Source organism: Parerythrobacter aurantius, assembly GCF_045291475.1.
GTDB classification, from domain to species: domain Bacteria; phylum Pseudomonadota; class Alphaproteobacteria; order Sphingomonadales; family Sphingomonadaceae; genus Parerythrobacter; species Parerythrobacter aurantius.
Window position 1 is genome coordinate 43,233 of sequence record NZ_CP147985.1, and the last position, 16,984, is coordinate 60,216.

13 protein-coding genes are annotated in these 16,984 nt (G+C 64.6%); 1 reads left to right on the plus strand and 12 read right to left on the minus strand.

Features of this window, described 5'->3' with window-relative positions:
• Positions 1–22: 22 nt before the first annotated feature.
• The 12 genes from WAB17_RS00295 to WAB17_RS00350 form a co-directional block, all read right to left on the minus strand.
• On the minus strand, positions 23–2,950 hold the full coding sequence (locus WAB17_RS00295; protein WP_435418050.1) for a TonB-dependent receptor: 2,928 nt from the start codon (positions 2,948–2,950) through the stop codon (positions 23–25).
• 157 nt (positions 2,951–3,107) lie between these two features.
• Positions 3,108–4,640 carry a Ppx/GppA phosphatase family protein gene (locus WAB17_RS00300; RefSeq protein WP_435418051.1) on the minus strand — a complete coding sequence of 511 codons (1,533 nt, stop codon included), beginning with the start codon at positions 4,638–4,640 and terminating at the stop codon, positions 3,108–3,110.
• On the minus strand, positions 4,641–6,788 hold the full coding sequence (locus WAB17_RS00305; protein ID WP_435418052.1) for an RNA degradosome polyphosphate kinase: 2,148 nt from the start codon (positions 6,786–6,788) through the stop codon (positions 4,641–4,643).
• Positions 6,789–6,797: 9 nt separating this feature from the next.
• A complete protein-coding gene (gene virB11 / locus WAB17_RS00310) occupies positions 6,798–7,796 on the minus strand; it encodes a P-type DNA transfer ATPase VirB11 (protein ID WP_435418053.1) in 999 nt (332 codons plus the stop codon).
• A gap of 9 nt (positions 7,797–7,805) precedes the next feature.
• The gene (locus tag WAB17_RS00315) at positions 7,806–8,936 is read right to left on the minus strand and encodes a TrbI/VirB10 family protein (RefSeq protein ID WP_435418054.1); all 1,131 of its coding nucleotides are present in this window, start codon (positions 8,934–8,936) and stop codon (positions 7,806–7,808) included.
• Between the two features lie 29 nt (positions 8,937–8,965).
• Entirely contained in the window at positions 8,966–9,718 is a 753-nt protein-coding gene (locus tag WAB17_RS00320; RefSeq protein WP_435418055.1) for a TrbG/VirB9 family P-type conjugative transfer protein, read from the minus strand.
• A complete protein-coding gene (locus WAB17_RS00325) occupies positions 9,715–10,893 on the minus strand; it encodes a type IV secretion system protein (protein ID WP_435418056.1) in 1,179 nt (392 codons plus the stop codon). Before WAB17_RS00325 ends, WAB17_RS00320 begins: the two co-directional genes overlap by 4 nt.
• On the minus strand, positions 10,890–13,322 hold the full coding sequence (locus WAB17_RS00330; RefSeq protein WP_435418057.1) for a VirB4 family type IV secretion/conjugal transfer ATPase: 2,433 nt from the start codon (positions 13,320–13,322) through the stop codon (positions 10,890–10,892). Before WAB17_RS00330 ends, WAB17_RS00325 begins: the two co-directional genes overlap by 4 nt.
• 18 nt (positions 13,323–13,340) lie before the next feature.
• Positions 13,341–13,625 carry a type IV secretion system protein VirB3 gene (locus tag WAB17_RS00335; RefSeq protein ID WP_435418058.1) on the minus strand — a complete coding sequence of 95 codons (285 nt, stop codon included), beginning with the start codon at positions 13,623–13,625 and terminating at the stop codon, positions 13,341–13,343.
• A gap of 6 nt (positions 13,626–13,631) precedes the next feature.
• On the minus strand, positions 13,632–13,934 hold the full coding sequence (locus tag WAB17_RS00340; RefSeq protein ID WP_435418059.1) for a TrbC/VirB2 family protein: 303 nt from the start codon (positions 13,932–13,934) through the stop codon (positions 13,632–13,634).
• Positions 13,935–13,938: 4 nt separating this feature from the next.
• Positions 13,939–14,610: a lytic transglycosylase domain-containing protein gene (locus tag WAB17_RS00345; RefSeq protein ID WP_435418060.1), complete on the minus strand. Its 672-nt coding sequence runs from the start codon at positions 14,608–14,610 to the stop codon at positions 13,939–13,941.
• Between the two features lie 156 nt (positions 14,611–14,766).
• A complete protein-coding gene (locus WAB17_RS00350; RefSeq protein WP_435418061.1) occupies positions 14,767–15,051 on the minus strand; it encodes a hypothetical protein in 285 nt (94 codons plus the stop codon).
• Positions 15,052–15,303: 252 nt separating this feature from the next.
• Between WAB17_RS00350 and WAB17_RS00355 the strand changes: the two genes are divergently transcribed.
• Positions 15,304–16,893 (plus strand): hypothetical protein, encoded by a 1,590-nt coding sequence (locus WAB17_RS00355; RefSeq protein ID WP_435418062.1) that lies wholly within the window; start codon positions 15,304–15,306, stop codon positions 16,891–16,893.
• The last annotated feature ends 91 nt before the right edge of the window (positions 16,894–16,984 follow it).

A 16,984-nucleotide genomic window follows, 5' to 3' on the forward strand; every position in this document is an offset into this window, starting at 1 on the left:
CCTCTCCCTGACGACTAGCGCGTCAGAAACTGATGCCGGCGGCAATGCCGTAGCGGCGCGGATCGAGCGTGAAGACGTTCGTGAACAGGCCCGAAGAAGCATCGGTGACGTAAAGCCCGGTCACCGAGTCGCTGTCGAAGATGTTCTGCACGAAAGCCCGCACGAACCACTTGTCATCGGGACCGTTGAGCTGGATCTGCGCGTTCGCCTGGACATAGGGTTCGATCCGGTTGACCGGGCCGTTGAACACGTTGCCGTATTGCTCGCCTGTGAAGGTCAGGTCGAAACGCGGGACCAGCGACCAGCCGCTGTCGAAGTCGGCAGTGTACTGGATGCCGGCCGATGCCTTCATTTCCGGCGCCTGCGGCAGCTTGTTACCCTTGAGGTTCACTTCCACGCCCGGGCTCAGCACCTGGATCCCGCCGAACAGCCCGCCGATAGAGGCCGCCTGTGCCGACAGGACGTTACAGATGCTGAACGCACCCGACGAGGCAATGCCGCCGTCCGAAGGGAATTCCGTCGTCGGGCGCAAGCCCAGCGCCGGATTGACCGCGTTGACGAAGGCATCCGGGCCGCCGGGCGCAGCCCCGGTTACTGCGCAGAGCGCACCGTTGGTGATGTCCTTGATGATGACGGCATTCGGATCGCCACCCCCCGGATCCCGCGGATCGGAGAAGAACTGGTCGCCCGCCACCTCGGCGTTGAGGTAGCTGAAGTTCATGTTGATCAGCCAGTTCGGCGAGGGCGAGATGAGGCTTTCCAGCTCAAGGCCCCAGACCTTTGCGTCGATCGTATCGTTGACCGACGTGCGGGCAATAATGCGGCTGAGCTGCAGGCCCTTGTAGTTGTAATAGAACGCGGTCGCATTGAGCTGCAACGCACCGTTGGCGAAGGTGTTCTTGCTGCCGATTTCGAAGGCATCGATCTTTTCAGGTCCGAAGCTCTCGGGAACCGCGAAGATCGGCTGCAACGGCGGGTTGATGCCGCCCGACTTGTACCCGCGCGAGTAGGACGCGTAGAGGATGTTGTCCGGCGAAATCTGGTAGTCGAGCACGACACGGCCGGTCCATTCGTTGAAACCGACTTCCCGTTGCTGGATCAGCTGGTTACCCGGCGTTCCGGGGTCGGCGTCGAAGCTGCCGACGAAGGGAGATGCGAAGGGATCCCCATCGTTGCTGTAGGGATTGAGGAAGCTGGCCAGCGTAGAGCGCGCCGTCAGCGCTTTCTTGTCGTCATTGTAGCGCAGGCCGACCGTCAGCTTCAGCGCGTCGGAAATGTCGAAATAGACTTCCCCGAAGATGCCGAAGCTCTTGAGTTCGAACTCCTGCGTGTTGTTGCGGAAGAACGATGTCGCCAGGTAGCTCGGCGGCAGGTTGTTGTTGGGGTTGGCGTCGGTCGCCGTCCCCAGCGTGGTGAATGAACCGAGCAGGCCGGTGATGTAATCGATGGCAAACGAATTGACGAAATAATCACCGTCGGTGGCCTTCGAATTTGCGTAGATGCCTCCGACCAGGAAGTTGAACGGCCCGTCGAAATCGGACGAGACGATCAGTTCCGTCGACCAAGCCTCGCCGAAGCCCACCGAGCGGTCGAACTGCTGCAACTGGTCGTTACAGATCGAAAACCCTTCGAACGCGCCGCGGTTGTCCAGCCGTGTGTCCGACACGCACAGCGGGCCATTGGGTCCGTTGGGAATCAGCGCCTGGACGATCGGCTGGAAATAGGACGACACCAGCGGGCCGGTGACCAGCGGATTGGCAAAGGCCGACAGCTGGGTCAGCGCAGGCGTCAACAAGGCGCGGTTGCCGACGCCGTTGTTGTAATCCTGGCGCGAGTCGACCGAGGTTTCCTGGTACGTGCCCGAAAGCCCGACCTGGATGCCGCCGAAGTCATGTTCGATATGCGCCTGCAGCTGCAGTTCGTCGGTGAAGTATTCCGGCGTGAACGGCGTGCTGACCTGCCGCACATCGCGCGGCTCGATGAAGCTGGCATAGGCATCCGGCCCGTAGAGGCTGTTCAGGCCGAACCCCGGCGGAAGGCCGTTGATACGCAGGAATTCTTCCGAGCCCAGCGTACCGGTGAAGGTCGAATTGGTGTTGGTCTTGGAATAGTCGCGGCGGGTGTTGAGGCATCCGAGCACGCCGGTGGCATCGCGTTGGCACAGCTGCTTCTGGATGCGCATCCGGTCGTCGTCTTCACGGAAGTAGTAGCCCATGAGATCGATCGTGGTGTCGGGGCCAGGCTCGAACCGGAGCGAGCCGCGGATCGCGTACATTTCGCGCCCGTCGATGTCGTCGCCGTTGAACAGGTTCTCGGTATAGCCGTCGCGCTTCAGGTAGAAGCCGGCGATGCGGGCGCCGATGCTTTCACCGATAGGCAGGTTGACCATGCCCTTGGCGGTGATGCTGTTGTAATTGCCGTACTGGAATTCCGCCTTGGCCCCGAAGCCGGAAAGGTCGGGCTTGGCAGTGACGACGTTGACGACGCCGGATGTCGCATTGCGTCCGAACAGCGTACCTTGCGGACCGCGCAGCACCTCGACGCGTTCGAGGTCGAAATACTCGGTTTCGAACAGGCGGGTACCGAACAACGGCGCCGAGTTGACATGGATCGCGGTCGCGCTGTCGCAGCTGAAGCCGACACAGAGGTCGCCGATGCCGCGGATTGTGAAGCTGGACCCGGTGAAGTTGCCCTTGGTGAAGGTTACGTTCGGGAGCGTTAGCTGGAGGTCGCTGGCGTTTTCGATCTGCTGGGCTTCGAGGGCTTCGGCAGAAAAGGCGCTGACCGCAATCGGCACTTCCTGCAGGCTCTGGGCCTGTCGCTGGGCGGTGACGACGATGACGGGAGGGCCTGCCTCCGGTACCGTCGGATCATCGGATTCTTGCGCATAGGCCGGTACGGCGATCGCACCGGCACAGATGCCGGCCATCAGGGAAGCCCTGATCCTCATAGATTTTCTCCTCTCCCTCGTGCCGCTTTTCCGCGACATCTGGGAAAGGAATCTAAACCGGAATACGTATGCGTTGCAACAGGATTGCGCGATTTTGCCCAGTTTGCAGGTTTTACGTCTCACGATCTGCTGACTGGGCCATAATGCCAGCACGGATTTACGCTACGGCATCCTGTGCGCGGACGATCTCGACCTCCCCTGTCAGCCCGAACCATTCGGCGAGCAAGGCAAGATCCTTCTCGTTCGGGATCCCGAACAGCGCGGCCCTGCTCTCATCCAGCGAGAGGACCAGCGCCCCGTCCCGTCGTTCCAATCGGGAAAGCTGGAGCGATTGGCGCGATTGCCCGCCGAGCCGGCGACACAGGCGGATCGCCAGCCCCCATGCGACGGCACGGTGGAGTTCATCTTTGCCGGCGAGCGAGGTAACCTCGTCCGGCAGATCGAGGTGGTTTCCGTTCGCGCAGATCGCCGCAGCGATCATGGCGCGGCCTTCGGGCGAAAGGGCGATCCAGCGCTTGTGCAGAGCCCACTCGACCCCGACCCGCATCCGCAGGTTGGGCTCGACCTGCATTGTTGCAAGCGCCAGCATGGTGGCAGCCAAACGCCTGCGTTCGGAATTGCCGCCCCCCGGTGGAAGCGCATCGACGGTCCAACTCGCAATGCGTGTCGCCATCGTCGGGCTGGCGCCACGCGAAGCGGCGAAGGTGGTGACGCCGGCAATAAGCGGATCCTGCGCCCGCGCATGAGGGGCGAGACCGGAGAACAGGATGCCCTCGCGCAGGCCCCACGCAGAAACCACGACATTGCGGGGTTCGAGCCGCTTGGCCAGCACTTGCAGGAGAACGGCCGCGTCGGCCATGCTGGCGGAACGCATCGACGAAATGCGCGGGGAAGTCCGCAGGTCTTCCGGCGAACGTCGCGCAAGATCCTTTGCCAGTTCCAGCGCCTCCCCACGCGGCAGGCTGAGTCCGTGCGGGTCGGTGAGCGGATATCCCCGCTGTTCCATCGCATAGACGGCAATGGCGCGCCATGTGCCCCCGACGAGGAAAAGGTCGCCGTCTTCCACCGGGGCAAGGGCGGCATCCTTTAGCCCTTTCTGGAGAGCCTTGCGCAACTTCTCGGGGTCGCCCTTCTTCAGTTCCGGCAAGCGCAAGGTGCCGATCGGCAGGCTTATCCCGCGTCCGGGTTCGCCTCCGTCCTCTTCACAGCCGATGCGGATCAATTCTAGGCTGCCGCCGCCGAGATCGGCGACGGTGCCCCGGCCCCTGGGAAACGCTCCGATCACCCCCCAGGCACTGAGCCGGGCCTCCTCTTCCCCCGACAACAGCCTGGGTTCGAAGCCGAGTGAGCGCAGCCTGTCGAGGAACGCGCCCCCGTTGCTGGCATCGCGGACGGCGGCCGTGGCGACCACGTCCACCGTGTCGATGGCAAGGTCCGCAAGCAGCAGCGCGAACCGGGAGAGGCCCCGCATGGCCAGTTCCACCGCGTCCTCCGCCAGGCGCCCGGTCGTCGTGATGTCGCTGCCGAGCCGCGCCGCCACTTTTTCGTTCAGCAACACGGTCGGCGCCCGCGGCGATCCGCCGTACACGACAAGCCGAACCGTATTGGAACCGATATCGATGATGGCCCGATGGGCGATGCTGCCCAGGAATACGCCATCGCGGTCGGTCTTGCGCCCCGTCAGCGCCATTCAGATCGCGCCCCGGCGCAGGGCCAGCTTGGGAACGGCACCGGCTTCGAGCGCCCCTCCCCGTCCCGAGAGCGAGGGGTTGGTCATGAAGTAGCGATGGCAGTTGAACGGCTTGTCCCCGGCCGCAACGCGTGCATAGCTGCCATCCGGCTGAAGTTCCCAGCTTTGTTCGTTGTCGAGCAGGTTTGCGAGAAGCACCTGCTGCAGGACCTGGTCGTGGACTGTCGCATTCTCGATCGGCACCAGTTGTTCGACCCGGCGATCGAGGTTTCGCACCATCAGGTCGGCCGAGGCAATAAAGACCTTGGTGAATTTGCCCGGGATCGGATGACCGTCGGCGAAGGCGTAGATGCGGCTGTGTTCGAGGAACCGGCCGATGATCGATTTGACGCGGATGTTGTCGGAAAGGCCGGGCACTCCGGGGCGCAGCTCGCAGATGCCGCGCACGATGAGCTGGATTTCGACCCCGGCCTGGCTTGCGGCGTAGAGCCGGTCGATCATGCCGACATCGGCCAGCTGGTTCATCTTCATCCAGATCGCGGCCGGCTTGCCAGCCTGGGCGTTCACCATCTCGTTGTCGATCAGCGCGTAGATTGTCTCGCGAAGGTTGACCGGCGAAACCGCGAGAACCTCGAGATCGCGCGGCTCGACGTAACCGGTCACGAAATTGAACAGCTTGGCCGCATCGCGCCCCATCCGCGGATCGGCGGTAAAATAGCTGAGGTCGGTGTAGATCTTGGCCGTAATCGGGTGATAATTGCCTGTGCCGAAGTGGCAGTAGGTACGGAAGCCCTCTTCCTCGCGCCGCACCACCATCGATACCTTGGCGTGGGTTTTCCAGTCGACGAAGCCGTAGATGACCTGCACCCCGGCGCGCTCAAGCTTGTTTGCCCAATAGAGGTTCTGCTCCTCGTCGAAACGGGCCTTCAGCTCTACCACGGCCGTCACCGACTTCCCGTTTTCCGCCGCTTCCACCAGCGCATCGACCACTTCCGACTGATTGCCCGCGCGATAGAGTGACTGCTTGATCGCCACCACGTCCGGATCGCTCGCCGCCTGACGGACGAAGTCGACCACCACGTCGAAGCTTTCGTAGGGGTGGTGGATGATGATGTCTTTTTCGCGGATGGCGGCGAACAGATCGCCGTCATGTTCCAACACGCGCTCGGGATATCGCGGGCTGTAGCTGTCGAACTTGAGATCGGGCCTATCCTCGCCGACGATGACGCCCAAACCCTCGATACCGAGCATCCCTTCGGTCTTGACGATAGTGGCGCTTCCAGTGTCGAGCTTCTCCCGCAGCAACGCCTCGGCAGTGGGGTCGAAATCGCCGTCGATCTCGAGCTGGATCACCTGCCCCCGCCGCCGCCGCTGGATAGCGCTGCGGAAGGTGCGGACGAGGTCCTCGGCCTCTTCCTGGATTTCGATATCGCTGTCGCGCAGGACGCGGAATGTGCCGCCGCCGACGAATTCGAAGCCGGGGAAAATGTGGCCGGCAAACCGGGTGATCAGGCTTTCGATGCTGATGTAGAGCGCATCCTCCCCCGGCACGCGGATGAAGCGCGGCAGCGCCGAGGGGATGAGGATCATCTCGACCAGTTCCTCGCCATTGCGGCGAAGGGTGAAGAGCAGGCCCAGGCCTTCGTTGGCAACGAAAGGAAAGGGATGCGCCGGATCGAGCGCCTGCGGCGTCAGCAAGGGCATGATTTCGGTATGGAAATGCTCGCGCAGCCAGGCATAGGCCCCGGCGTTGACCCGCTCCTCCGCAGCGATGTGGATGCCGGCATCGCCCAGCAGAGCGCGCAGCTCGCGCCAGATATCCTGCTGGCGCGCGTTCAGCTGTTCGAGCCGGGCGAGAATGGCTGCGAGCTGTTCCCTGGGCGTGCGTCCGTCGTTCGATACCTTCTCGATGCCTCGCTGCACCTGCCCGACGAGGCCCGAGACGCGGATCATGATGAATTCGTCCAGGTTACTCCCGGAAATCGACAGGAAGCGTAACCGCTCCAGCAGCGGATAGGCATCGTTGCTGGCTTCGGAGAGCACCCGGTCGTTGAATTCCAGCCAGCTCAGCTCGCGATTGAAATAGCGCGCCTGCGGCTCGAGCGGGATATCGGGATCGTTGTCCTGCGTGATCGGCTGGCTGCCCATGGCGCCGCCCTAGACCAGATCGCGGGCCAAGGCGATCTCGCTGATGCCGCGTCGCCCCTCGTCCGAGCGGCCGAGCTGGACAATCACGTCGATGACGTTGGCGGCATAGGCCTTGGTGTCGCCGCGGGTCAGGCCGATACCGGTCTGCATCACCATGAGCGACAACTGCTCCAGCGCACCGGCGATCGAATTGGCATGGATGGTCGAGAAGCTGCCCGGGTGGCCGGTATTGATCGCGCGCAGGAAGCTGACCGATTCCGCACCCCGCAATTCGCCCAGTACGATCCGGTCGGGTCGCAACCGCAGGGCCGCCTGAAGCAATTCATTGGCGGTAACCTTGGCTTCGCCCAATTCTCCCTTCACCGCGACCAGGCCGACGCCGTTTTCGCCGGGCAGGCGCAATTCGGGCGTGTCCTCGACCAGCACGACCCGCTGGTCGCGCGGGATTTCCCCCAGCATGGCGTTGAGGAACGTCGTCTTGCCGGTGCTGGTGCCGCCGGAGATGAGGATGGTGCGGCGTTGGCGGATGGCTTCGCGCAGGAAGGCGATAGGCTGCGCCTGCGCATCGGGCATTGGCAGCTCGTCGGGCGGGCTGAGCGGGCCCGAGTCATAGGCGTCGAGCGGCAGGTCGAGCCGGCGGTGACGGCGGATGGCCATGACCCAGTGCTTGCGGCTGGCGGGCGGACCGCAGAACTGGACGCGAGCGCCATCGGGCAATGTCGCGCCCAGCAAGGGATGCTCGCGATTGATCCCTTGGTGGCTGACCCGCGCGACCTGTTCCGCCAGGCGTTGTACCAGCCGGTCATCGATGTCGGGCGTCTCGATCCGCTTCATGCCCGGATCGGTAGCATCCTCGATCCATACCTCGCCCGGCCGGTTGACCATGATTTCCGTCACCGTGTCCCGGTCGAGCCAGCGGCGGAACGGGGCGAGATAGGCGTCGAGATAGACGCTGCGATCGGCCGCGCTGATTTCCTGCTTGGCCAGGGGATGGACGTCGGCAGCCATCGCTCGTGCCTACATCACCGGGCCAAAATCGAGGTCGCGGGCGGTGAAGACGCGGATCGGCTCGCCCTGCCGTACGCGGATGCGAGGACCGACCTGGCTGTTCTGTTCGACCGCCGCGGCGGCTGCCGATTGTCCGGCACCGCCGACGATTACCGAGGCGCCGCCGCTAGCCAGCGTGCCGATACCGCCCACCAGCGACAGCAGCAGGCCGGATCCGAAGCGCTGGAAGAAACGGCTGTCGACATCGCCCTTGAGGCCAGTCGTCCCGTCGAAACCGATGGCCGGAGACTGCAAATTGACCGAGCTCCCGTCTGGCCGGATGAGTCGGGTCCAGATGACATAGGCGCGCTTCTGGCCACCCTGCACGCCCGACTGGTACTGCCCGATGAGCCGGCTGGACCGCGGCACGAGGACGTTCTTGCCATCGAAACTGCGCACATCCTGGCTCACGACCGCGCGGACATAGCCCGGCACGTCGGTATCGATGGCTGTTTCGAGAATGGCGGGAATCAGCGTTCCTTGGGTCACGGTTGTGGCGGGATTGACGAGCCGCTGGGCGGTTGCGGTCGCGCCGCCGACGCCGCCGATGCTGCTGGCGAAATCGCCGGCGGCATTTCCGGTGGTTGCGCTGCCCATGGCCGAAGCCACGCCCGGGGCAGTCGCCAGCTCCGGCACAGTCACACGGGCACTCTGGTCGAACACCAGCGACGGGGCCCCATACGGGTTGAGCACGGCCACCGCTGGCGCACCGCCGGGATCGGCAGCGAGGACCGGCATGGGCGCGGGATCGGGCTGCGGGGCACCGACCGGGGGCGGCACGGCGGCCTGTTGCGGCGCCTGCGCCTGCGCGGGGGCTGGCGCAGTCGCCTGCTGCGGGGCCGCTGCATTGCCTACGCCTTCGGGCGGGGAGAGGCGCGCCGAATTCATGCTCCACAGCGTCACTGCGCCAAGCGCTGCCACAACCGCGATACCTGCGGCCAGCCCGACCGCATCCGACTTCCCGCCTTTCGCTGCGACGACGGGGTACGCCGTGCGCGAGGCCAGGTCCGTCACGTCGCTATCGAGCGTGTCGCGCGGGTCTGTGTCGTTGGCAGGACCGGCCGTCCCACCTTTTTCCGGAAGTCGCATCGCTAGACGCATCACAGATATCCTTCAGTTCAACCGCCGCTTCAGCGGCCCTTGGGCGCCAACGCGGCCTGCGCGGGCGGTTTCATATTGGTCAGCGTCGCCATTTCCTCGCCGGAACGCAGGATGATCTGCGCCGGCACACCGTCGACCACCACGGTATTGCCGCGCACAGTGAAGTTCACCGGACCTTCAGTGCCCTGGAAGTCCTTTACCAGGATCGCTGGGACCGGCGCGCCCTCGGGCCATTCGAGGAACGTTGCCTCGCCGTCGTCGAAAGCGTTCTGCGGCAGCAGGGCAGCCGGCCCAGTCTTGGTCCACTGGAAATTGAGAGCTGCAGGATCGACTACGGCATATGGGTCGGTCGCCGCAGCGAGTTCCGCCTCGCTGGCTTTCCCGGCGGCTGCCTGCAACGCTTCCGCCTCTTCCTCGGGATAGGTAAAGGTGAGGATATACAACGGCCTCGCGCGCGGACTTGCCACTAGATCGAACAGATAGGTTCGCTTGTTTGTGACCACTGTCATGTTCGTCTGTGCCAGCGGTGCGAGCGGCTTTACGAACAGCAGGTTGGCGCGCTTGTTGGGGGTGATCTGCCAGGCAGCCGAGTCGCCGACGGCGACATTTTCGATGGTCTCTTCCTCACCGAACTGGATCGTTGCCTGCACCTTGGTGCGGCCTTCGATTACTACCACCCGATCGGGATCATAGGCGACTTCCCGCATGCGCGCGTCCTGCGCCGCAGCGGGCACAGCCGAAAACAGCAGGACAAGCGCGGGGATCAATCCGGCGCGGTTCATTTCACTTTCTCCGTCGATCGGGGGGCTGCGGCCTTGTAGCGGTTGCCGAGCCCGCGGGTGCGCGATGTCGCCGCGGTAGCGGGCACTTGCTGTCCGGCCCCTGAAGCTGTGCCGATAATGCGGGTTTCCCGCAGCGAGGAAGGCCCTGCTCCGCGGTCGTTGGCGGCAGCAATATAGGGCAATCCGGCAGCGGCCGCAGTCCGGCGCGCCGTGCCGCCCGCTGCCACAGCCGTCGGGCTCGCCTGCTGCGATGCGGGATCGCTCCTGACAGTTACGATTTGCGGGCTATCTGCGGCGCCGGTTTCGCTACCCTTGGCCTCCTTGCCCGGAACCATACCGAACACCTGCCAGCCTGCCACCATCGTCCCTGCAACCTTCAGCACCATCATCATGAGCGCCAGCTGCACACAGCCGACCATGAGGAACGCCATCGCCGGACGGGCCGGGATTTCGCCGGCGTTCTGGGTCAGGGCCGAGAGGATCGGTACCGAGAGTTCAAGCATGATGCCCCCGGCAATTACGGCAAAAAGCGGCGTCAGCGCGAGCATGACGAGCGCCTTGACCCAGCCCGTGAACAGGCCCCGCGTACCGTCGAACAGCGCCATCACGACGAACACCGGCCCCAGCGCCACGACCAGTGCAAGGGCTATGCGCGCCGTGACCAGCACGCCCACCGTGCCCAGCATGAAGGCGAAAGCGCCCGCCCACAGCATGCCCGGCGGCGAGAACAGTTCGATATCGGTCTGCCCTGAGGAAGCGCGCTCGACTGCCTGGAAAACGACGTCGACCTTGCTGGCAAAGGTCATGGTGGCGGAGCCGCGGTCACCGGTCAGTATGCCCGCAAGCCAGTCGGGGGCACCGAGCGCGAGGTTCCAGACCACGCTCTGATAAGCAACCCAGCTCGTCGCAAAGGTAAGGACCAGGCCGACCGTGAGCATCCGCGGCATGAGTTGCCGGATGCCGAGGCTGGAGCGCCCGGTCAGCAGGGCAATCGCGAAAAAGGCGACGTAGAGGGTGAGCAGGATCGTCAGCGTCGTCGCCAGCGCCCCTCCCGGCGCGAACAGTTTGCCGAAGGCGGTGCCGGTGACCTCGGACGACACGCAATCGACAGCCTTCAGCGCCGAGGCGATGCCCCCGGCGGCCTCGGACATTGCGGCATCGCATTGCGCGCTCATTCTGCGGCCTGCTTGAACGAAACGATATCGGCCACGTCGGGCTCGCGCGCGGTCTGCACCGGCCAGGCATGGCCTGTCAGCGCGGGGAACCAGTCGGCAGGATTGTCGCCCACTGCATCGCGCAGCATGTCGAGACGGCGCACCGTGCCTTCGCGGCCGGAAAGCACGGTCAGCACTTCGGGCGCGTTTGACAGGTCGAGCCGGACGACGACGCTGGCATCGGGCTGGCGGATAAGGAAGGCGCGGCTGTGCGCCGGGAGGGAGCGGATCAGCGCCAGCTCATGGCTGGTGAGCCCGAAGCCGTCGCAATAATCCTCTGCCCGGGCGCGGCTGTTGGGCATGAAGATCATGGTCGCGGTCTGTTCGACCAGCGCGGTCGAAATGCGGCTTTCGAGGGCATCGGCGGCGCTCTGGGTGGCGAACCCGACCAGCGCGTTGCGTTTGCGCAGCGTCTTGAGCCAGTCGCGGATGCGCGCGGCGAAGACCTCGTCGTCGAGCGCCTTCCAGCCCTCGTCGATCAGGATCATCGTCGGCTTGCCGTCCAGCCGCTCGTCGATGCGGTGGAACAGGTACATCATCGTCGGCGTGCGCAGCTTGGGGTTTTCCAGCAGCGCGGTCATGTCGAAGCCGAGCACGCGGTTGTCGAGGTCGAGCTTGTCGCGCTCGTTGTCGAACAGCCAGGCGTTCTCGCCCTTGTTGATCCAGGCCGAGAGGCGATCGGCCAAGTCCCCCGCCTCGGGACGACGCGAGCCCGACAGCAATTCGCGGAAATGCCGCAGGCGGCGCAGCGAAGCGTCGTTCTCGTAAGCCGCATCGACTGCATGGGCGATCATCTGCAGCTCTTCCGGGCCATCGGCTTTGAGCAGCACGCCGAGCCAGTCGCGCAGGAAGGCGCGGTTGGCGGCGGTATCGGGCAGCGCCAGCGGGTTGAACCCGGTCGGCTCGCCCGCGTAGATCCGGTCGTAGCGCCCGCCGATGCCGCGGATGAACAGTTCCGCGCCGCGGTCCTTGTCGAACAGGATCGTGCGAGGGCTGAATTTCTGCGCCTGCGCGGCGAGGAAGTTCATCACCACCGTCTTGCCCGAACCCGACGGGCCGATGATGGAGAAATTGCCGAGGTCGCCGTTGTGGAAGTTGAAGAAGAACGGCGTGGCGCTGGTAGTTTCCAGCAGCGTCACGGCATCGCCCCAGTGGTTGCCCTCGGCCTGCCCCAGCGCGAAGCCGTGCAGCGACCCGAAGCTCGCCATATTGGCGCTGGAGATCATCGCCCGGCGTACGGCATAGGCCTCGTTGCCGGGGAACTGTGCCCAGAAGGCGGGTTCGAGATTGGTATCCTCGCGCACCACGACGGCGCCGGTGTCTGCGAGCGCAGCGGCGCAGGCGGCGCTGGCATCGTCGAGCCGGGGAAGGTTCGTCTCGCGCACCAGCACGGACAGGTGATGGTCACCGAAACCGACGCCGCCATTGCCCAGCGCATCGCGTGCGTTCATCATGTCCACGCGCTCGGCCGTCGCTTCTTCGTCCACCGAGCGCAGTCGGCGCAGCGAGAGATCGATCCGTTCACGTGCGGTCGTCCGCTCGTGCGGAGCGTAGGTCTCGGTGACGATCATCTCGTAAGGCAGCCGCAGCAGACCGTCGAGCAGTCCGGGCGAGGTCGCCTCGGGATAGTCCTTGAGGCTGAGGATGCTGGCGAAATCGGGGTCCCCTGCCCCCCGCTGCTCCATTGCGTCGAGCCCGAACGAGGTGCGCCGATAGGGCAGCATGAAACCGACATCGGTGTCGTCGGAGGGACGGCGAACCGGACGCATCTCGCCATTGTAGAGCGCGGAGAGCAGTTCGAGGAGCTCGCTGTTGGTGCTTCCCGAAGGCCCCTGGTATTCACCCAGGACACTGGCCCCATAGGCCTGCAACGACGCCAGCAGTCCGCCCACCGCCGCCTTCAGCGATCGCAGGTCGCGCGGATCGGCCTCGAGTTCCTTCTGCCCGCGCCGGCTCCATTTCTTTCCCAGCCGCTCTGCCAGCCCCGCCTTGCCGCGCGCGGGCCGCCGGATGAGCGTCACGAACTGATCGTTGATGAAGAGCGAACCCGAGCCCAGCCGCTCCTTCCAACGCGCATCGATATGGGCGCTCAACGGATCGGGGAAATCGGCGTCGAGCTCCACCTCCACCCGGCGGCGGATGACGTGGTGATAGAGCACGAAGCGCGAATCCAGCGTCGAGCGCAGCACCACCTCGCGGGTCGCGGCATGGGCATTCAGAGCCTCGCTATCCTCGGTCTCGAAGAGAAGGCCAGGAACCTGCAGCGCCATCATCAGCGAACCGTCGCGGAGCAGCAGCGTATTCTCGTCTTCCAGCCGGGCGTAGGGGAGCCGGTCGCCGGCACGGGCTTCCTTCTCGCTCCAGGCCGCAGGGCCGATCCATTTGCTCATCGCATCAATCTTTCCGCGTCAGGGCGCATAGCTGTTGCAGCCCCAGCGCTTGTAGTTCTTCACCCGCGGGCACATCGAGACCTTGGTAATCCACAGGTCGAAGATGCGCGGTTCGCGCAGCGAGACGAAATAGCCGATCGCGTGCGTAACGATCGGCACCGGCACGATCCAGAAGCTCTTTAGTATCAGAAATGCGATCGTCGTCACCATCAGGTTGATGATGAAGAAATTCATCGTCACGCCCGCGAACATCTGCGGCCGCGTGAGCGCGCGATGGACTGGATGGCGGACAAGCTCGCTCACCGCTGGTTACCCCGCCGCATTCTGAATGCCGGCGACGATGGTGGTCGCGCCGAACAGGATGAAGACACCGATGATTACCGTCGCGCCGAACCGCCAGTTGATCCGGCCGGTCAGCATCATGAAGCCGACGGCAGCAACGGCCATCACCGCAACGGCAGTGGCAACCGAGCCGAGCAGCGTACCCTGGAGCCAGGCCAGCGCATTGACGACCGGGCCGGAGCCCTGCGGGTCGGCAGCCTGGCTCTGCGCCAATACGGCGGTGGGAGAAAACAGCGCCGAAAGTGCGGCCAACCGTGCGAGCGATCCCATAGTGTTACATTACCTTCCTGGAATGATCGGACAGGCGACCGATGATCGCCGCCACGTAAAGTCGCGTTTCGCGGATATTGGGGATGCCACCCGCGTCGATTACCCGGCCGGGGCCGGCATTGTAGGCGGCCAGCGCCTTTTCGAGATCGCCGTCGAACCGGTCGAGCTGTTCGCGCAGGTATCGCGCCCCGCCTTCGAGGTTCTGGTAGGGGTCGTAGGGATTGACGCCCAAGTAGCGCGCGGTTCCCGGCATCAACTGGGCAAGGCCGCGCGCACCTGCGGAAGAGACCGCGCCCTGCCGCCAGCGGCTTTCCTGCCAGACCAGCGCTTCGATAAGGCTCGGACTGAGGTCGAAACGGCGCGACAGTTCCTGCACCGCGGCCTGATAAGCGGGCGGAACGCCCAAGGCGGTGAGCGACGGGTCGGAGATCACCTGGCGCGGCAGGTCGCCGCTGTAAGGACTGCCCACACCAATCGAGAGCCCTGAATCGGGGCCGCCGGGGTATGCGGCCGCCATCGCTTCGACGGACGACGCAGCAACGGGACCGCCGACAACCCAGCGCGCGCCTTCTTCACCAATCTCGAGCACATCCGCCCGCAACGGAGCGGATGCCAGGGCCAGCACAGCAAAAAAGGCAAGCCGGCCCGATCTAACAAGAATCACCGAGCCCTCCATCAGCGTCCCATTGCGACATTAAATGACATGGCTGTGACGGCAAGATGAATGCTTATGGTTCCCGCCTCACACGAAAAACGGCCCGTCCGCATGGACGAGCCGCTCCTCCCCGCTGTTACGATGGTTAATTCCGGGTTTCGGCGCTGTCGATGCAGCCTATTTGCTGGACGCGAACCGGACGGTATCGTCGCGACGCTCGATGGCCAGAAGGCCCCGGCGGGCGATCTCTGCCGGATAGGCCCAAGTGCCGCTCGTGGTCTCGAGCTTGAAATCCGCAGGTGTCGCCGCGACCTGTCGGTACAAGATGCGGGCGGCCGCATAGTCGCCCTTCGCCACGAGTTCCGCCGCCTTGTTGAGCATGGCTGCCGGATCGGCTTCGTTGGCGGCAGCAGGCACTGCCATGAACAGCGCGCCTGCCACCAGTGCGATGGTTGCCTTCATAGTCCGCTCCCCTTCATCAACCGCGCTTCAATATGACAGGAGTATTACATCTTGCGTAACATTGCAACATTTCTGTCACGAAAAGGAAAAGGAGACAGCAGATTTGCCGATCCCGGGGCAGCTTGTGGAAAGTCACAAAAGAGCAATGTGCTGACACAAACTGTCACCAGCCACCCCTAGCGGCCCGACTCGCGACACGCTTTTCGCGCCAATCCGTACCGATTCTTCGGCCAAATCAGGGGACCGTTTGCTGTGACAACCTTCCATCGCTCGCTCATCATCGGCTGCAGCGCACTGGCACTTGCCGGCTGCGGCGCAGACGAAATCGTCTCGCCCGGCACCGGCGGCAATATCATCATCAACAATCCGACCCCGACGCCGACCCCCACCCCGACGCCGACCAGCACGCTGGTGACCCCGGCTGCAGGCTGCCCCACCATTTCCAACCCCAGCCCGCTGGTCGATGCCGGCACCATCAGCGGCCCGACCGGCACCTGGCGCGTCTGTCGCCTGCCGACGAACTTCACCGCCTCGACCACGCTCGCCCAGATCCGCGGCCTGCTCTACCAGATCGACGGCCAGGTGAATGTCGGCGCCGACGGCGGCCCGGCCCCCGATGCTTCTGACGGCGCGAGCGACACCAATGTCGTGCTCACCATCGAGCCGGGCACCATCCTGTTCGCTTCAGGCTCCAGCTTCCTCAACATCAACCGCGGCAACGACATCCGCGCCAACGGCACAGCCACCCGCCCGGTGATCTTCACCAGCCGCGACAATGTCCTCGGCCTCAACAACGCCAACTCCTCCGGCCAGTGGGGCGGGGTCATCATCAACGGCCGCGCCCGCGTCACCGACTGTTCGGCCGCCGGTGCGACCCCCGGGACGGTCGCGTGCGAACGCCTGGTCGAAGGTGCGACCACCCCGCCGCGCTATGGCGGTGCGACCGACAACGACAATTCGGGCGCGATGACCTTCGTCCAACTCCGCTATTCCGGCTTCATCCTCGCCAATGGCGACGAGCTCCAGTCGCTCACCACCGGCGGCGTCGGGAGCGGCACGACCTTCAACAACATCATGAGCTACAACAGCTCCGACGACGGGGCTGAGTTCTTCGGCGGCGTCGTCAACATGCGCCGCCTCGTGGTGGTCGGGTCGGAAGACGACTCGATCGATACCGACGTGGGCGTCAAAGCCAGCTTCGACCAGGTCATCGCCATCCAGCGCGCGTCAGCCGGCGACACCATCATCGAGGCCGATTCCTCCAACACGCTGGAAGAGAACACACCGCGCCAGAACACGCGCATCACCAATGCCACCTTCGTCGGCAACAGCGCGACGGGCGACCAGTTGCTCCGCTTCCGCGGCCGGACCGATTTCGCCATCGTCAACTCGGTGCTGTTCGACCAGAAGGGCTCGACCCCCTGCATTCGCGTCGACGGCATAGATGCCCTCAACCGAGCAGCCGACGCGAGCATCGACGAGGCCGGACCGCTGGTGTTCAATTCCTTCGTGCTCGATTGCGCGACCGACTTCCGCGCCGGCACCGGCACGACGGTTGCGGACGTCCAGACCCGCTTCGATGCAGGCTCCAACAACAGCTCCAGCTTCACCCATTCGCTGACGGCCCTTGGCGGCGCGCCGTTCATCAACGGAAGCAACGAGAATGGCCGTGCGGTCTTCAACCCCACCGCATTGTCTTCGTTCTTCGCCGTGGCGCCGACCTTTATCGGCGCTGTGCAGAACACCGCCGGCAACTGGGCCGAAGGCTGGACCTGCAACTCGCCGACCGTGACGCTGGGAACCGCCAACACCGGCGATTGTTCCTCGCTGCCGGTTTACTGATCGGGGACGGACGGGGCCCGGTAGCACCTTGATCCGCCGCCGCCCCGCCATCCTGCGACAGCCTTCCGGCCGGCACTCTCCCGCCGGCCGG

Coding starts and splice junctions, on each gene's coding strand:
- WAB17_RS00295 (WP_435418050.1), bottom strand. CDS start 2,950: ATGAGGATCAGGGCTTCCCTGATGGCCGGCATCTGTGCCGGTGCGATC.
- WAB17_RS00300 (WP_435418051.1), bottom strand. CDS start 4,640: ATGGCGCTGACGGGGCGCAAGACCGACCGCGATGGCGTATTCCTGGGC.
- WAB17_RS00305 (WP_435418052.1), bottom strand. CDS start 6,788: ATGGGCAGCCAGCCGATCACGCAGGACAACGATCCCGATATCCCGCTC.
- virB11 (WP_435418053.1), bottom strand. CDS start 7,796: ATGGCTGCCGACGTCCATCCCCTGGCCAAGCAGGAAATCAGCGCGGCC.
- WAB17_RS00315 (WP_435418054.1), bottom strand. CDS start 8,936: ATGCGTCTAGCGATGCGACTTCCGGAAAAAGGTGGGACGGCCGGTCCT.
- WAB17_RS00320 (WP_435418055.1), bottom strand. CDS start 9,718: ATGAACCGCGCCGGATTGATCCCCGCGCTTGTCCTGCTGTTTTCGGCT.
- WAB17_RS00325 (WP_435418056.1), bottom strand. CDS start 10,893: ATGAGCGCGCAATGCGATGCCGCAATGTCCGAGGCCGCCGGGGGCATC.
- WAB17_RS00330 (WP_435418057.1), bottom strand. CDS start 13,322: ATGAGCAAATGGATCGGCCCTGCGGCCTGGAGCGAGAAGGAAGCCCGT.
- WAB17_RS00340 (WP_435418059.1), bottom strand. CDS start 13,934: ATGGGATCGCTCGCACGGTTGGCCGCACTTTCGGCGCTGTTTTCTCCC.
- WAB17_RS00345 (WP_435418060.1), bottom strand. CDS start 14,610: ATGGAGGGCTCGGTGATTCTTGTTAGATCGGGCCGGCTTGCCTTTTTT.
- WAB17_RS00350 (WP_435418061.1), bottom strand. CDS start 15,051: ATGAAGGCAACCATCGCACTGGTGGCAGGCGCGCTGTTCATGGCAGTG.